Consider the following 16,849-nt stretch of genomic DNA (forward strand, 5'->3'; position numbering starts at 1 on the left):
TGCCCGGCCCTTTATTGACATAACTTACTCACTCTCATAACGTGGATTTCCAATAAAAAACATCGCAGGGAATACTTAATGAGCACGCGTTACGCCGACAGAATGGAGCTGGTCAAGCCTTCAGCAATCAGACAGTTATTACAGTTAGGGGCCGACCCTTCCATTATTTCCTTTGGCGGTGGTTACCCGGACTCCAGCCTGTTTCCGGCGCAGGCGTTGCAGGATATCTACGCCGAGCTGCTCTCCGGCCCGGGTGAAGCTTCCCTGCAGTACACTCACTCGACCGGTATGCCTAAGCTGCGCGAGCAGATCGCCGCCCGCATGGCGCGCGAAGGTATTGCCTGCAGCGACGACAATGTGCTGATTTTACAGGGGAGCCAGCAGGGGCTGGACCTGGCGGCGCGCCTGCTGCTGAACCCGGGCGATATCGTTGCCACCGAAGCGCCGACCTTCCTGGGTGCGCTGCTGGCCTTCAACACTTGCCAGCCTGAGTATCTGGCCGTGCCGATGGACGAACAGGGCATGATGACGGAGGTGCTGGAAGCCGAGCTGCAGGCCGGTAAGCGTATCAAATTCATTTATACCGTACCGGATTTCCATAATCCGACCGGTATCACGCTGTCGCTGGCGCGTCGCCGCCATCTGATCGCGCTCGCTAATCAGTACGACTTTATTATCCTTGAGGATTCGCCGTACCGTGAAGTGCGCTATCAGGGCGAGAAAGTCGCCACGCTGAAAAGTATGGATACGGAAGGGCGGGTAATCTATTTCGGCAGCTTCTCGAAAATTCTGGCACCGGGCCTGCGCCTGGGCTGGTCGGTGGCATCGAAAGAGATCACCGAGAAGCTCGGCCTGCTGAAGCTGGCCGCCGACACGCAGTGCAGCACGCTGAATATGGCGGCGGTGTCGCTGTATCTGGAGCGTCATGACATCGACCAGCATATCCAGACCATCAAATCACGCTATCTGCGTAAGAAAGAGACCATGCTGGCGGCGATCAAGGCGCACTTTCCGCAGTCCATCAGCTTCACCAACCCCGACGGTGGCCTGTTTACCTGGCTGGAGTTCCCGCAAGGGATCGATGCCGCGCAGTTTATGCTGCACCATGCGATACCCGAGGCGAAAGTCGCCTATGTGCCGGGCGGGAGTTTCTTCCCCACGCTGCAGCGCCATAACTTCGCCCGCTTCAGCTACTCGACGCACAGCGACGAGAACATAGTTAAAGGGATTGCGACCCTCGGAAAGGTGCTGAAACAGCATCTTTAACCGCTACCGGAGAGGGGGGTTTTTATAGCAGGCGCCCGTTGAGGGATCCCCTGAAATGGCTGCCATCTCTAAATGTTTGGTAAACGGCCTGAGCTAAACCTGCTCACGCCGTAAAGGCGATAGAGGCTCCCTGCGGGCCTCGATACGCGGCATCCCTGCCACGAGACGTCCCAATCCTCAAACTGCAGTGTGATCCGATTCAAAAAAACACCATTAACTTCCTCCTTATAGTGCCGGTTACTTGCTCGATGTGTATAACGGTCGCTAGCATGAGTAATCGATTACATTTCGTTTAATTTAAAAAGTAATCGATTACATGCTGAATTTTCGCAATTCTCGTTATCTCTGACAATTCGATAAGGAACCCTAATGGCACTGGTAAAAGCAGTCACTTCATCACTGTTGTTCAGCGTACTGTCGCTGAGCGCCGTCGGTAGTGCACAGGCGGATCAAGCCACGGCGAAAGCACACCTTGCACTGCAGATGTACACCCTGAGAAACGTTGGCACTCTGGAGCAGCAGTTTGCCGTCGCGCGTAACAGCGGCTTCAGTGCGGTTGAGCTGGTGGGGACGCAGGAGGTCAGCGCCACGCAGTTGAAAGCATTGCTGAAAAAATATCAGCTCAGCGTCACCTCGGATCACGTCCAGCTGGCCGATCTGCGCAGCAATCTGGCGGCGGTCGTCGCCTTTAATAAGGCGGTTGGAAATAAGGTGCTGGTGATGCCGTATCTGCAATTGCCGGACCGCCCGAACAGTGGAGAAGGGTGGAGAAAGCTGGCGCACGAGCTGAACAGTATCGGCGAGCAGGTGCGCAAGCAGGGCATGGAGTTGGCCTATCACAATCACGATTTTGAAATGAAGACCTTTAAAGGTAAAACTGCGTTGGAGATCCTGTTTGATAACAGCGCGCCACAGAACCTGAAAATGGAGCTGGACGTGGCATGGGTACAGCGCGGCGGACAGGACCCGGCTCGGCTACTGAACAAATATCACGGCCGCGTCTATGCCATTCACGCCAAGGATAATGCGGGTATCGGTGTGCGTAACGATGAGATGAATTTTGCGCCGGCGGGCAGCGGATTGCTGGCGTGGAACGAGGTGCTGCCTGCGGCAGTGAAGGCCAATACCCGCTGGTTTATTGTCGAGCACGATCTGCCGAAAGATCCACAGTCGATTATTGTGGCAGCAAATAAGTATCTTGTTGGGCAGTTAAGCCCGTTGGAAAAATAAACCTGCCAGCGGGTCGGGCATTCCCCGACCCGCTGGCGATCACGACGACGTACGCGCCACAAACTTCCACTGCAGCACGGTTTTCTCGGCCGGACTGCTGGCGTCATTGATGCGCTTCAGTAGCAGCGTCACCGCTTCGCGACCAATTGCCCGCGAGGGCTGCTCGATGGTCGAAAGCTGTGGCGAGGTCATCTGGCCCAGCTCGCTGCCGTCAAAGCCAATCACCGCCACCTCTTCCGGCACCTTCACGCCGGCTTCGCTCAGCGCGCGGATCGCACCCGCGGCCAGCGTATCCGATACGGCAAACACCGCGTCCGGGCGCGGCGACTGCGCCAGCAGGCAGTTCATGGCGTCAATGCCGCCCTGATAGCTCAGCTCGCTGGCGTACTCAACCTGCACTGGCATGCCGCGCTCGCTCAGCAGATCGCAAAAACCCTGCTCGCGCTGTTTAGCGTATTTATAGGTGAGGTCGTGGTTGATCATCGCCATACGCTGGCGGCCCGCCGTGGCAAACTGTCCGGCAACAAAGCGCGAGGCCTCGCGGTCATCAATACCCACGGTTGAAACGCTTGAGGCTTCGTCATATTCGGCGCACTGCACCCACGGCGCATCGCCAATCAGGGTTTTCAGCTCGGCCAGCGCGGAGAGGGCATCCATGGTGATGACGCCGTCAACCATTTTGCCGGAGAGCAGCGCCAGGCTGGAACGTGAGCGCTGGATATCGGAACCGGAGTTGCACAGCAGGATGCGGTAGCCATTTTTCTCCGCCTCGGCTTCAATGCCTTTCACTACGTCGGCGCAGAACGGATTGGCGATATTCGACACCATCACCAGCAGCATATTGCTACGCGCGGTGCGCAGCTGGCGGGCGAGCAGGTTGGGCTGGTAGTTACTCTCTTTGATTGCGTTCAGCACGCGTTCGCGGTTTTCCGGCTTTACGGAACCGAGGTTGTTCAGCACGCGGGAAACGGTGGCGACCGATACCCCGGCAAGGCGCGCAATTTTCTGGATCGACATCCGGTGACTATCCCTGCAGTTGTAGTGAAAACAGGGTAACACAGTTCGTTAAGCGGCAGAATCCAACGTGCTGGCGGCCATCTTAGTGGCCGCCTCATGTTACAGTGTCACGTTAATCCAGCGCTGCTGCTGGTGGCTTTGCACCATCGCCTCCACAATCTGCATGATGTTGGCCCCCTCGTGGAAGGTGGCAAAGTTCGCCGCATCGACTCCCGGCTTTTTGCCTGCCGCGATAAAAAGGTAGAAATTGTGCATCATATTTTTAAAGGCGTCCGGCCAGCCCTCGATATGGCCGCCGGGAAAGTGAGCCGAGCCGGCAACTTCAGGGTTCAGCAGGCCAGGATCGTCGGAGAGCTGCTGGTTCGGTCCGTCGCGACGGCCAATCCACAGCTGCTGCGGGACTTCCTGATCCCAGCCGAGCGACATTTTGCTGGCATTAATCTCAAACGACAGGCGATTTTTACGCCCGGCGCTGACCTGCGATACCGTCATGCTGCCTTTACTGCCGTCATCGAAGCGCAGCAGCACCGAGGCGAAATCTTCGGTCTGCACCGGGATCGCATCATACTCCGCCACGCCTTCCCCGGCGGAGAAGGTGTTCTGCGCACCCCGGCTGGTCTTGCGCTGCGCATGCACTATCGAGAAATCCGCCAGTACCGCGCTGATGCGCCGCCCGGTGACAAATTGCAGGGTGTCGCACCAGTGAGAACCGATATCCGCCACGGTGCGCGACACGCCGCCCTGTTGCGGATCAATGCGCCAGTTAAAGTCGGTGTCGTACAGCATCCAGTCCTGCAAATAGCCGCCGTGGACGGCAAAAATTCGCCCGGCCTGCTGCTGGCGAATCATGCTGGCGGCCTGCTGCACCATGGCAAACTGGCGGTAAACAAAGCTGACCGCATGCACCACACCGGCCTGCTGCGCCAGCGCCAGCAGTTCACGGGCTTCTGCCGCCGTCATGCACAGCGGCTTCTCGGAAAACACGTGCTTGCCCGCCAGCAGGATCTGCTTGTTGATCGCCGCATGCAGATGGTTCGGCGTGCAGTTATGCACCACCTCCAGCCCCGGATGCGCCAGCAGGCTGGCCACATCGCTGTAGGCATGGGGGACGTGATACTGGCGCGCCTTCTCTTCTGCGGCCTGCTGTGAGCTGTCGCACAGCGCCACCACTTCGACGAAACCGAGGCGGCGAATCGCTTCCAGATGTGCAGGGCCGATAAAGCCGGAGCCGATAATGCCAACCTTAATCATCGCGTTTCTCCCCAAGACCCAGCATGGCGCGGAGGGTGCTGCTCTCCTCGCCGGTGGCGGCGAAATCGTCAAACGCGCGGTCGGCGACCGGAATAATGTTGCGGGCGATAAACTGCGCACCTTCGCGGGCGCCGCTGGCGGCATCTTTCAGGCAGCACTCCCACTCCAGCACCGCCCAGCCGTCGTAGTCATACTGCGCCAGCTTGCTGAAAATGCCGTTGAAATCGATCTGGCCGTCGCCGGGTGAGCGGAAGCGCCCGGCACGCTCGATCCACGTCTGGTAACCGCCATACACACCGCTGCGGCCGGAGCGGTGAAATTCGGCATCCTTAACGTGAAACGCTTTAATTCGTGCGTGATAAATATCGATAAACGCCAGATAGTCCATCTGCTGCAGCAGCATATGGCTGGGGTCGAACAGAATATTGCAGCGGGGGTGATGATCGACCGCCGCGAGGAAGCGCTCGAAGCTGATGCCGTCGTGCAGATCCTCCGACGGGTGCAGCTCATAGCAGACGTCGACGCCGTAGCGATCGAAGCAGTCGAGGATCGGTTTCCAGCGCGCCGCCAGCTCGCTGAAGGCCGTATCGATCAGCTCCGCCTTGCGCGGCGGCCACGGGTAGAAGTAGGGCCACGCCAGCGCGCCGGAGAAGGTGGCATGGGCGCTCAGCCCGAGCCGGGCCGAGGCCTGCGCTGCCTGCATCAGCACCCCGGTTGCCCACTGCTGGCGCGCCGTGCTGTCATGGCGCACCGACGGCGGCGCAAAATCGTTAAACGCCTGGTCGTACGCCGGGTGGACGGCGATCAGCTGGCCTTCCAGGTGAGTGGAAAGCTCGCTGATCGTCAGCCCGTGCGCCGCCAGCCGTTGACGGATTTCGTCACAGTAGGCCTGGCTGGTCGCGGCCTGCGCCACATCGAAAATATGCGGGTGGTTACAGGGGATCTGCAACGCCTTGAAACCTAATCCGGCTGCCCATTCTGCCAGGTTATCAAGCGTATTAAATGGCGCTTCCTGCCCGATAAACTGCGACAGAAACAAACCCGGGCCTTTTAATGTTTTCATTGCACTCTCCTGAAGGATTAATAAATTACTGCTGTGATTCATCTTTATATTTGAACGAGAACAGGAAAATCACCGCAATCACCAGCGCGGCAACGGCAGGGATAGTCCAGAAGGTGGTCCAGTTCTCCAGCGTATGCGTGCCGTCGGCGCTGAACAGTCTGTTGTAGAGCGCGCCGGAAATCTGCGAGCCTAGCAGCATGCCGATGCCGTAGGTAAACATCACAATCAGGCTCTGCGCCTGACCTTTGACCTGAGCACCCGCCACGCGGTCGGTATAGATAAAGCCGATAACAAAGAAGAAGTCGTAGCACACGCCGTGCAGCAGAATGCCGATATAGAGCAGCGTGCGTGCATCTTCGCTGACGCCGTAAGCAAACAGCATATAGCGCACGAACCACGCCAGCATGCCGATCAGCAGCATGTACTTGACGCCCAGGCGACGAAACAGCAGCGGGATAATCAGCATAAAGAAGATTTCCGACATCTGACCGAACGACATCGCGCTGCTGACGTCCTGGATGCCAACGTCGGCGAGGAACGAGGCGGTGAAAGCGTAATAGGTGCCGAGCGGTATCGAAATCAGGGTGGCGCAGACGGCGAAGATCAGGAAGTGGCTCTGCTTCAGCAGGCTAAAGGCGTCGGCACAGAACAGGTCACGCACGCGGAAAGGCTGGCCTTTGGCCGGGGCAGGGGTATGCGGCAGCGTCAGGCTGTAGGCGGCCAGCACCAGCGAGCAGATCGCCGCCAGCGGGAAGATCGCAGTGCTTGCTGCAATGCCGCTGACGCCGATGCAGATCCCGGCGACGATCCAGCCGATAGTGCCAAATACGCGCACCAGCGGGAAACTCTTCTCGCTGTTGCTCAGGCTATGAAAGGCGATGTTATTGGTCAGCGCCAGCGTGGGCATATAGCACAGCGTATAGGCGAACAGCAGTACGATCAGCTGTGAGCCGTTCTCACTCAGCAGCGCCTGCGGCACAAACCATAAAATCCCGGCACCCAGCAGATGCAGCAGCGCGGCGACTTTCTGCGACGGGAAGAAGCGGTCGACAATCATACCCAGCACGAAAGGCGAAAGGATCGAGGCAATCGGCCCGGCGGAGAACGCATCGCCGATAATTGTCCCAAGGTTGTGCTGCGTCATCACCAGCCCCAGCGTCACTGACCAGGTACCCCAGATAAAGAACTGCAGGAACATCATCAGCGCCAGGCGCGGCACCAGCATCACATGCTTTGTCGCCGCATCAGTTGTACTCTCAACGGAAGAAACCATCGTCAGACCCCTTCATAAAGTAATCGATTACAGTTTAATGTCACAGGGAATGTAATCGATTACTTTTCCATTTTCCTGCATCTTAGCGTGAAGTGGGAGATGAGTCACAATCAATCAGCAGCGGGGCGACCTTGCAGAAGGCCGCCCGCTTAAGGGAAGTATTACTCCAGCGAACGCAGATGATCGTCGCGCCGCAGGCTCATCAGCGCCAGAATGCTGATGGCCGCAGTCACAATCACATAGTAAGCCGGGATATCGTTGTTGCCGGTCTGCTTAATCAGCCCGCTGATAATCAGGCCTGCACAGCCGGAAAACAGCGCATTGGAGAGGGAGTAAGCCAGCCCCAGCCCGGTATAGCGTACGTGGGTGGGGAACATTTCCGCCAGCATGGCAGGCCCGGGACCGGCAAGCATGCCGACCATCGCCCCGGCAAACAGCACGATCAGGCATTTCACCAGCAGGCCAATATCCGGCATCTGCAATACCTTCAGTAGCGGCCACGCGCACACCAGCAGCAGCACGCTGGCCGCAATCATCACCGGTTTGCGGCCGATGCGGTCGCTGAGTATGCCGGCAGGCAGGATGGTGAGGGCGAAGCCGATATTCGACAGCACCGCGATAACCAGCGCCTGATTCAGCCCGGTATGCAGCACCGACTGCAGGTAGGTGGGCATCACCACCAGGTAGGTATAACCCGCCGCCGACCACACCATAACGCGGCCGATACCCAGCAGAATGACGCTCAGCACCAGCCCGCTGCGCGCTGCCGTGGGTGGGTTGGCTGCACGCTGCGTATTGCTAAAGGTCGGCGTCTCTTCCAGCTGCATACGCAGCCAGAGTGCGACCAGCCCCATCGGCAGCGCGCTGATAAAGGGGATGCGCCAGCCCCAGGCATGCAGTGACTCCGGGCTCATTACGGCAGAGAGCGTGGCGACCACCGCCGCACCCGCCAGCAGGCCAAACGCCACGGTCAGGGATTGCCACGCGCCATACAGCCCGCGCTTGCCCTTAGGGGCAAACTCCGTCATCAGGGAGACGGCGCCGCCGTACTCGCCGCCGGCGAACAGCCCCTGAAGGATGCGTAACAGGGTCAGCAGCAGCGGGGCGGCGACGCCAATCGAGGCATAAACCGGCACGAAACCGATCGCGGTGGTCGCCAGCGTCATCAGGATCAACACCGCAACCAGCGTCGGCTTGCGGCCGATTCTGTCGCCGATGCGGCCAAAGATAATCGCCCCGAGCGGACGGAAGAAGAAGGCAACGGCAAAAGAAGCCCAGGTCAGGATGATACCCGTCATCGCCGATTCGCCCTGAAGCGTAAAGAAGTTCTGCGCAATCACCGTGGCCAGAAAGCCGTACACGGCAAACTCATACCACTCAATAAAGTTACCCACCGCGCCCGCCACCAGCGCTTTCTTTCTTAACTGCTCAGGCTTTGTCATTGTTATTTTTACCTTCCGGGAAAACAGAGTACATCAAGGGTAGTTACCCGCTTCCCGTCGGGCAAGCGAGTTTTGGTAGGGGACGGGCATGCCCGTCCTGACGCCTGCACCGCGCTCATTTTTCGTAGGGGACGGGCATGCCCGTCCCTGAAGCCTGCACCGCGCTCATTTTTCGTAGTGGACGGGCATGCCCGTCCCTGACGCCCGCACCGCGCTGATGCAGCCTGCCAGAAAATGATGCCCCAATGCGGAACGCGTATAACCTGCGAAAACGCAAATTCACTGATTACCGGGACTTTTAAAGCTGGCACAACTCTTGCTCAGTTAATGGCAGCAGCAGCGTTACACAGATAACTGAACACAATAGCAGGCTAGGGTTCCGGTCCACGCAGGTGGATGACTGGTCCGAGAGCTGGCGACCTCGGTTGGGGTTACACGGCGGGAGAAAAGCCCGGGAGACAGCAACACCACAGGTGTCGCGCTGCCCCTTTTCCGTCAAAAACCGAGGTTACAATGAAACTTTCCCACATCCTCAGCATTTGCCTTCTCAGCGTCACCGCGCTGGCCAGCATTCCCTCACAGGCTGCCGCCAAAAAAGAGTTCAACGTCTGCTGGACCATTTACGCCGGCTGGATGCCGTGGGGCCAGATCGCCACCTCCGGCATCATCGACAAGTGGGCGGCTAAATATGGCATTAAAATCCACGTCACCCAGCTTAACGACTATATCGAATCCATTAACCAGTACACCGCCGGGCAGTTTGATGGCTGCACCATGACCAACATGGATGCGCTGACCATTCCTGCCGCCGGGGGCGTTGACAGTACCGCGCTGATCCTCGGTAGCTACTCTGAGGGCAATGACGGCATCGTGCTGAAAGGCAAGGGCAAGACCCTCAACGATCTGAAAGGGATGAAGGTCTACCTGCCGGAACTGTCGGTATCACACTATCTGCTGGTGCGCGGGCTGGAGAAAGCGGGCCTGGCCGAGAAAGATGTCACGGTGGTAAACACCTCTGATGCTGATATCGTCTCGGCGTTTGCCACCCGCAGCGTGCAGGCGGCCGTGGCCTGGAACCCTCAGCTCTACGCTATCAAAGCCACGCCGGATACCACGGAAGTATTTGAGTCCTCGCAGGTGCCGGGCGAGCTGATCGATATGATGGTAGTTAACAGTGACGTGCTGAAGGATAACCCGGCGCTTGGCAAAGCCCTGACCGGGGCCTGGTACGAGATGATGAGCAAAATGAAAGCGGGTGATAGCGATGCCCTGAATGCAATGGCAGCCGCTTCCGGCACTGATCTGAAAGGCTACCAGGCGCAGCTGAAAACCACCCACCTGTTTTACACCCCCGCCGACAGCCTGAAATTTATTAGCGATGCCGAACTGGCGAAAACCATGCAGCGCGTGGCCCGCTTCTCATTTGAGAAAGGGCTGCTTGGCGACGGCGCGCAGAGTGCTGACTTTATCGGCATGCGCTTCCCCGGCAACGTCACCCAGGGCGACAGCAGCAACGTCAAACTGCGCTTTGACGACAGCTTTCTGAAGATGGCCGCCGACGGCAAGCTATAACCCCACACAGAGGAGCCAACGCCATGCGGCAAATGAATCGTCATCCCGACAGAGGCATGCATCTGATGCTGGTGCTGCTGCCGTTTATTCTGGCGATCGCCGCCTATTTCATCGGCTCCGCCGTGCGGCTGGATGCCAACCCGCACGACAAACTGCTGCCAGGACTCGGGCAGATGATCGACGCGGTGCAGCGCATGGCGTTCACCCCGGACAAGCGCAGCGGCGACTATCTGCTGTGGATGGATACCGCCGTCAGTCTTGGCCGCCTGCTGCTGGGGCTGGGCATCGCCTCGCTGCTCGGACTGGCCTTCGGCATTGCCGCCGGGGTGTTTCCAATGTGGCGCTCGCCGCTGTCGTCGTTTATGACCGTGCTGTCGATGGTGCCCCCGCTGGCTATCCTGCCGGTGCTGTTTATCGTCTTCGGACTCGATGAGCTGTCGAAAATCATGCTGATCGTCATTGGCATTACGCCGATGCTGGCGCGCGACCTTGAACAGCGGGCGCGGGAGATCCCGCAGGAGATCCTGATTAAAGCGCAGACGCTGGGGGCCAATAGCTGGACGGTGGTGCTGCGCGTGGTGCTGCCACAGCTGCTGACCCGGCTGCTGACCTCGCTGCGCCTGCTGCTGGGTTCCGCGTGGCTGTTCCTGATCTCCGCGGAGGCGATCTCCTCGACTGCCGGGCTGGGCTACCGCATTTTCCTCGTGCGCCGCTATATGGCGATGGATGTGATCCTGCCTTATGTGTTTTGGATCACGCTGCTGGCCTGGCTGATGGACCTTGGCCTGCGCCGCCTTAACCGCTGGTGCTTCCCGTGGGCCCAGGGAGAGAAATCATGAGCTTTATCAACATTAACAACATCTGGCAGGAGTATGGCAACCACGTGGTGCTGGAGAACCTCAACCTGAGCATCAACGAAGGGGAGTTCTGCACCATGGTCGGTGCCTCCGGCTGCGGTAAATCAACCTTCCTGCGCCTGCTGCTGGGCCAGGAGAAGCCAAGCCGCGGCAGCATCACGCTACAGGGCGAATCCCTGCCTGCGGAACCGGACGCCAGCCGCGGCGTGGTGTTTCAGCGCTATTCGGTCTTTCCACACCTTAACGTGCTGGATAACGTTGCCATCGGGCTGGAACTGCCCGCTGCGCGCTTCTGTGGCCGGCTGTTCGGCAGGCGTAAACAGGCGGCGCGCCAGCAGGCGGCCGCGATGCTGGAGCGCGTGGGGCTGGGGCAGGCGTTAAAGAAATATCCGGCGCAGCTCTCCGGCGGCATGCAGCAGCGGCTGGCGATCGCCCAGGCGTTCATCATGCAGCCGCGCATTCTGCTGCTCGATGAGCCTTTTGGCGCACTCGATCCCGGCATCCGTAAGGATATGCACAGCCTGCTGCTGGAGCTGTGGCAGGAAACCGCGCTGACGGTGTTTATGGTGACGCATGACCTGTCGGAGGGCTTTAACCTCGGCACGCGCCTGCTGGTGTTCGACAAAGTGCGCATTGACCCGCACGAACCCAACGCCTGGGGCGCACGCATTACTTATGACCTGCCGCTGAACGAAACCCGACTGCGGCAGCGCCGTCAGCCCGCTGAAGTGCTGATGCACCCAACGGCTTTCGGCCACCCATCCACTCAGGAGATTTCCCATGACGCACCTCTATGAAGAGACCTTACCCGGCGGCGGCCACACCTCACTGGTGATAAAAAAGGGCCAGCTACTGCGCCTTACCGATCTTGAAGGCGGCGCCAACGTCAGCCTGATGCTGCTGAATGCCGATGAGAAAAGTGAACGCCTGAACCTGCCGGATACGCTGAAAGGGCAGCACACCGCCAGACTGACCGCCGGGCACTGCCTCTACTCAGATATGGGGCGCGTGCTGGCGGCCATGGTGACCGATACCTGCGGCTGGCACGACAGCTTTGGCGGCGTGCTGAATGCGGCAGAAGTGGCAGAGAAATACGGCGACGGCCGCTATCAGGAGCTGCGCAACGGCTTCTACCGCAACGGCAGCGATAATCTGCTGGTCGAGCTGGGCAAGTGGGACCTGCGGCTGGAAGACCTGCTGATGGTGCTTAACCTGTTCAGTAAAGTGAGCGTTGATGAAGCGGGCAGCTTCCAGTTTCATCAGAACCACTCCGCGCCGGGCAGCGTGGTTGAGCTGTACGCCCCGATGAACACGCTGGTGGTGCTCACCGCGCTGCAGCATCCGATGGACCCTAACCCGCACTATGCGCCGCGCCCGGTGCAGCTGGCGCTGCGAGATGCCCACGATGAACAGATGCTGGAAGGCTGTAAAACCTCGCGCCCGGAGAACCTGCGCGCCTTGCAGAATATTGAACGCTTTAACGTGACAGGAGCCGTCTGATGACTTTAATTACCAGCGCTAAGCAGGCCAGCGATGCCGTATTGCGCCACACCATTCCGGCGGGTGAACCCTATCTGTTTGAAGTGAAGAAGGGGCAGACCGTGCGCCTGCACGATCTGGAGGGCAATCAGGCCGTTGATACGCTGTTTTACAGCGCTGCCAACCCGCGCGAGCGCTATGACGCCCAGCGCACGCTGCGCCGCCAGAATAACGCCTACCTGACCAGCGGCAGCGTGCTTTACTCCAACCTTGGCAACCCGCTGCTGACCATTGTTGCCGACACCTGCGGGCGACACGACACGCTTGGCGGTGCCTGCGCCCAGGAGAGCAATACCGTGCGCTATCACGCCGATAAGCGCTACATGCACAGCTGCCGCGATAACTTCCTCTGCGCCTGCATCCACGATGGCCGCCTGCACAAGCGTGACATCGCCGCCAACATCAACTTCTTTATGAACGTGCCGGTGACGCCGGAGGGCGGGCTGACCTTTGCAGACGGTATCTCTGCCGCCGGGAAATATGTTGAGCTGCGCGCCGAATGCGACGTGATTGTGCTGATCTCCAACTGTCCGCAGCTTAACAACCCGTGTAACGGCTGGAACCCGACCGCCGCCGAAGTGCTGGTGTGGAACTGAGCCGCCGAAAATCCTGAGATTTCCCCCGGGGACGACCCCGGGCGGCCTGAAGACTGGCGGGACGGCCCGCCCTGGTGTGAGTCTGACCTATGTTTAAAAAATTGCTGATTGCTAACCGTGGCGCGATTGCGTGCCGGATCCTGCGCTCGCTGCGCGAAATGAACGTCAGCGGCGTGGCGGTGTTTGCCGAAGCCGATGCCAGCAGCCTGCACATCCGCGAGGCCGATGAAGCGGTCAGCCTTGGCGATGGCCCGGCGGCCAACACTTATCTGGTGGTGGAGAAGATCCTTGCGGCGGCACGCGCCAGCGCGGCAGACGCTATCCATCCCGGCTACGGTTTTCTCTCCGAAAACGCCGCCTTCGCCGAAGCCTGTGAATCCGCCGGGATCGCCTTTATCGGCCCGACGCCGCAGCAGCTGCGCCTCTTCGGCCTGAAGCACACCGCGCGTGCGCTGGCGAAACAGCATCAGGTACCGCTGCTGGAGGGAACGGAGCTGCTGGAGAGTGTTGGCGCTGCGCTGATGGCCGCCGAACAGGTCGGCTATCCGGTGATGCTGAAAAGCACCGCAGGCGGGGGCGGCATCGGCATGCGCGTCTGCTACAGCGCTGCTGAACTGAGCGAAGCGTTTGAAGCGGTTAAGCGCCTCGGGCAGAACAACTTCAGTGATGCGGGCGTGTTTATCGAGAAGTATATCGAGCGCGCCCGCCACCTTGAGGTGCAGATTTTTGGTGACGGCCAGGGCGAGGTAATTGCGCTCGGCGTGCGCGACTGCTCGGTGCAGCGCCGCAACCAGAAGGTGATTGAAGAGACGCCGGCAGCCAATCTGCCAGAGGGCATGGCCGATGCGCTTTGTGCCGCCGCCATCAAACTGGCGAAGGCGGTCAGCTACCGCAGCGCCGGAACCGTTGAGTTTGTCTACGACAGCGCCGCCGAACAGTTTTACTTCCTCGAGGTTAATACCCGTCTTCAGGTAGAGCACGGCGTCACCGAACAGGTATGGGGCGTGGATCTGGTGCGCTGGATGATCGCCCTTGCGGCGGGGGATTTGCCGCCGCTGTCAGAGCTTGGCGTGACACTGTCACCGCAGGGCCATGCGATTCAGGCGCGCGTTTACGCCGAAGACCCTGGCCGCCAGTTTCAACCGTCGCCCGGTCTGCTGACCGAGGTGTTTTTCCCACCCGCCGACGGCAAACGTCTGCGCATTGACCGCTGGGTAGAGTCCGGCTGTGAGATCCCGCCATTCTTCGACCCGCTGCTGGCGAAGGTTATTGCCTTTGCCGCCAGCCGCGAACAGGCGACAGCAGCGCTCAGCCAGGCTCTGGGAGAAACCCGCCTGTACGGCGTTGAGACTAACCGCCAGTACCTGCAGCAGATCCTCGCGTCGCAGCCGTTCACCAGCGGCTCGCCGTGGACGCGCTGCCTTGAGCAGCTGCACTACCGCGCCACCACCGTTGAGGTGCTGAGCGCCGGAACGCAAACCACCGTGCAGGACTTCCCGGGCCGCCTTGGCTACTGGGCGGTGGGCGTGCCGCCGTCCGGCCCGATGGACGACCGCGCTTTACGCCTGGGCAACCGCCTGCTGGATAACGACCCGACGGCGGCCGCGCTGGAGATCACCATGAGCGGCCCGACGCTGCGCTTCAATACGGCCAGCGTGGCGGTGGTGACGGGGGCGGCGATCCCGCTCACGCTTGACGGCCAGCCGCTGGCGATGAATCAGACCTTCGCGATCGCGGCGGGCAGCACCTTAACTTTCGGCACCATCGCTGGCCGCGGCGTGCGCAGCTATCTCTGCCTGCGCGGCGGGATCGCCGTGCCGGAGTACCTCGGCAGTAAAAGCACCTTTACCCTCGGGCAGTTCGGCGGCCATGCGGGGCGCGCGCTGCGTACGGGTGACGTGCTGCATCTGAGCGAACTGCGCGATGCCCGCGCCGGGGAGGCACTGCCTGACGCGCTGTGCAGCGATCTGCCAGCGCTGCGCGAGCTGCGGGTTATCTACGGCCCGCACGCTGCGCCAGAGTATTTCACTGCCGGCTACATTGAGACGTTTTTCGCCACCGAGTGGCAGGTGCATTTCAACTCCAGCCGCACCGGGGTGCGGCTGATTGGGCCAAAACCGCAGTGGGTGCGCGACAGCGGCGGCGAGGCCGGGCTGCACCCCTCGAATATCCACGATAACCCGTATGCGGTCGGCGCGGTGGATTTCACCGGGGATATGCCGGTGATCCTCGGGCGCGACGGCCCGAGCCTTGGCGGATTTGTCTGCCCGGTGACGGTGATTGAGGCCGATCTCTGGCAGGTCGGGCAGCTGAAAGCGGGCGATCGCCTGAAGTTTGTCGCGGTGGACGTGGCGACCGCCCGCCAGCTGGCCGCAGAGCGTGAGGCGGAGCTGCAGGCGCTGGCGCCGGTGGATTGCGTCTGGCAGCCTGTGCCGCTGAATTCCCCGGTGGTGCTGGAGTGCGGCACGGGTGATACGCAGCTGGTCGCGCGGCTGTGCGGTGATACCCATCTGCTGCTGGAGATTGGCGCGCCGGAGCTGAACCTGGTGCTGCGTTTTCGCGCTCATGCGCTAATGCAGGCGCTGGAGGCCATTAACCATCCGGCAGTGATCGACCTGACGCCCGGCATCCGCTCGCTGCAGGTTCACTATCGCCCTGAAGCGCTGCCGCTGAGCGAGCTGCTGGCAACGGTCGGTCGGCTGTGGCAAACGGTATGCGCGCAGCAGGATCTGCGCGTGCCGTCGCGCGTGGTTTACCTGCCGCTGTCGTGGGATGACCCCGCCTGCCAGCTGGCGATTGATAAATATATGACCACCGTGCGCCGCGATGCGCCCTGGTGCCCGAGTAACCTTGAGTTTATTCGCCGCATCAACGACCTGGCGGATATTGATGAGGTCTACAAAACGGTGTTTGCCGCCAGCTATCTGGTCATGGGGCTGGGCGATGTCTACCTTGGCGCTCCGGTCGCTACGCCGCTCGATCCGCGCCACCGGCTGGTCACCACCAAGTATAATCCGGCGCGCACCTGGACTGCGGAGAACTCGGTGGGGATCGGCGGGGCGTATCTGTGCGTTTATGGCATGGAGGGGCCGGGTGGCTATCAGTTTGTGGGGCGCACGCTGCAGATGTGGAACCGCTATCGTGAGGTCGCCGATTTCAACGGCAAACCCTGGCTGCTGCGCTTCTTCGACCAGATAAAGTTCTATCCGGTCTCCGCCGACGAGCTGCAGGTTATCCGTCGTGATTTCCCGCTGGGGCGCTATCCGCTGCGCATTGAGCACACCGAGCTGGCGCTGGCCGACTATCAGCAGTTTTTACAGCGCGAAAGTGCGGGCATTGAGGCATTTCGTACGCACCAGCAGTCGGCCTTTAACGCCGAGCGCGAGCGCTGGATCGCCAGCGGTCAGGCGCACTTCGACAGCCAGGAGGAGGCAAGCGCGGCGCCGGATGACGAGCCGCTGCAGGCCGGGCAGCAGGCGGTAGAGAGCGCGATTGCCGGCAATCTGTGGCAGGTGAAGTTCCAGCCGGGCGACGCGGTGAAGCAGGGCGACGTGCTGGTGATTATCGAGGCAATGAAGATGGAGATCCCGCTGCTGGCGCCTTGCGACGGTATTGTCAGCGAGGTGCGCGTCCAGCCCGGTTGCGCGGTGCGCGCTGGCCAGTGCGTGGTGGTGCTGGCAGGGTTAGAGGCTATAGGATGAGCCGGGCGCGGCATGCCGCGCCCCTACACCGATCTACGTAGG

At 60.4% G+C, this 16,849-nt stretch carries 13 protein-coding genes and 1 riboswitch; of the genes, 8 read left to right on the plus strand and 5 right to left on the minus strand.

Annotated elements, in window-relative coordinates:
• The first annotated feature begins 78 nt into the window (after positions 1 to 78).
• On the plus strand, positions 79 to 1,266 hold the full coding sequence (locus tag QLG07_RS15235) for a PLP-dependent aminotransferase family protein (RefSeq protein ID WP_282469570.1): 1,188 nt from the start codon (positions 79 to 81) through the stop codon (positions 1,264 to 1,266).
• Between the two features lie 369 nt (positions 1,267 to 1,635).
• Positions 1,636 to 2,496: a sugar phosphate isomerase/epimerase gene (locus QLG07_RS15240; RefSeq protein WP_187498450.1), complete on the plus strand. Its 861-nt coding sequence runs from the start codon at positions 1,636 to 1,638 to the stop codon at positions 2,494 to 2,496.
• 39 nt (positions 2,497 to 2,535) lie between these two features.
• Here QLG07_RS15240 and QLG07_RS15245 read toward each other — a convergent pair whose 3' ends face one another.
• From QLG07_RS15245 to QLG07_RS15265, 5 genes are all read right to left on the minus strand, one after another.
• Positions 2,536 to 3,513: a LacI family DNA-binding transcriptional regulator gene (locus QLG07_RS15245; RefSeq protein WP_282469571.1), complete on the minus strand. Its 978-nt coding sequence runs from the start codon at positions 3,511 to 3,513 to the stop codon at positions 2,536 to 2,538.
• 99 nt (positions 3,514 to 3,612) lie between these two features.
• Positions 3,613 to 4,764 (minus strand): Gfo/Idh/MocA family oxidoreductase, encoded by a 1,152-nt coding sequence (locus tag QLG07_RS15250; RefSeq protein WP_282469572.1) that lies wholly within the window; start codon positions 4,762 to 4,764, stop codon positions 3,613 to 3,615.
• A complete protein-coding gene (locus tag QLG07_RS15255; RefSeq protein ID WP_282469573.1) occupies positions 4,757 to 5,827 on the minus strand; it encodes a sugar phosphate isomerase/epimerase in 1,071 nt (356 codons plus the stop codon). The genes QLG07_RS15250 and QLG07_RS15255 overlap by 8 nt, the downstream gene beginning before the upstream one ends.
• 25 nt (positions 5,828 to 5,852) lie before the next feature.
• Positions 5,853 to 7,100, minus strand: a complete 1,248-nt coding sequence (locus tag QLG07_RS15260) for an MFS transporter (protein ID WP_282469574.1) — start codon at positions 7,098 to 7,100, stop codon at positions 5,853 to 5,855.
• A gap of 161 nt (positions 7,101 to 7,261) precedes the next feature.
• Positions 7,262 to 8,542 (minus strand): MFS transporter, encoded by a 1,281-nt coding sequence (locus tag QLG07_RS15265; RefSeq protein WP_282469575.1) that lies wholly within the window; start codon positions 8,540 to 8,542, stop codon positions 7,262 to 7,264.
• Positions 8,543 to 8,902: 360 nt separating this feature from the next.
• A riboswitch (guanidine-I (ykkC/yxkD leader) is annotated at positions 8,903 to 9,002 on the plus strand.
• Between the two features lie 53 nt (positions 9,003 to 9,055).
• Here QLG07_RS15265 and QLG07_RS15270 point away from each other — a divergent pair.
• From QLG07_RS15270 to uca, 6 genes are all read left to right on the plus strand, one after another.
• Entirely contained in the window at positions 9,056 to 10,114 is a 1,059-nt protein-coding gene (locus QLG07_RS15270) for a putative urea ABC transporter substrate-binding protein (RefSeq protein WP_282469576.1), read from the plus strand.
• 23 nt (positions 10,115 to 10,137) lie between these two features.
• Positions 10,138 to 10,953, plus strand: coding sequence for an ABC transporter permease subunit (locus tag QLG07_RS15275; protein ID WP_099753843.1), 816 nt, complete (start codon positions 10,138 to 10,140; stop codon positions 10,951 to 10,953).
• Complete coding sequence (locus QLG07_RS15280; protein ID WP_282469577.1) at positions 10,950 to 11,768, plus strand: ABC transporter ATP-binding protein; 819 nt, start codon at positions 10,950 to 10,952, stop codon at positions 11,766 to 11,768. Before QLG07_RS15275 ends, QLG07_RS15280 begins: the two co-directional genes overlap by 4 nt.
• A complete protein-coding gene (locus tag QLG07_RS15285; RefSeq protein WP_282469578.1) occupies positions 11,752 to 12,471 on the plus strand; it encodes an urea amidolyase associated protein UAAP1 in 720 nt (239 codons plus the stop codon). Before QLG07_RS15280 ends, QLG07_RS15285 begins: the two co-directional genes overlap by 17 nt.
• Positions 12,471 to 13,106 (plus strand): urea amidolyase associated protein UAAP2, encoded by a 636-nt coding sequence (locus QLG07_RS15290; protein WP_048917978.1) that lies wholly within the window; start codon positions 12,471 to 12,473, stop codon positions 13,104 to 13,106. Before QLG07_RS15285 ends, QLG07_RS15290 begins: the two co-directional genes overlap by 1 nt.
• Positions 13,107 to 13,195: 89 nt before the next feature.
• Entirely contained in the window at positions 13,196 to 16,807 is a 3,612-nt protein-coding gene (uca, locus tag QLG07_RS15295; RefSeq protein ID WP_282469579.1) for an urea carboxylase, read from the plus strand.
• Positions 16,808 to 16,849: the final 42 nt, after the last annotated feature.

Origin of the sequence: Erwinia sp. V90_4, from assembly GCF_029967685.1 — a bacterium.
GTDB classification, from domain to species: Bacteria; Pseudomonadota; Gammaproteobacteria; order Enterobacterales; family Enterobacteriaceae; genus Erwinia; species Erwinia aphidicola.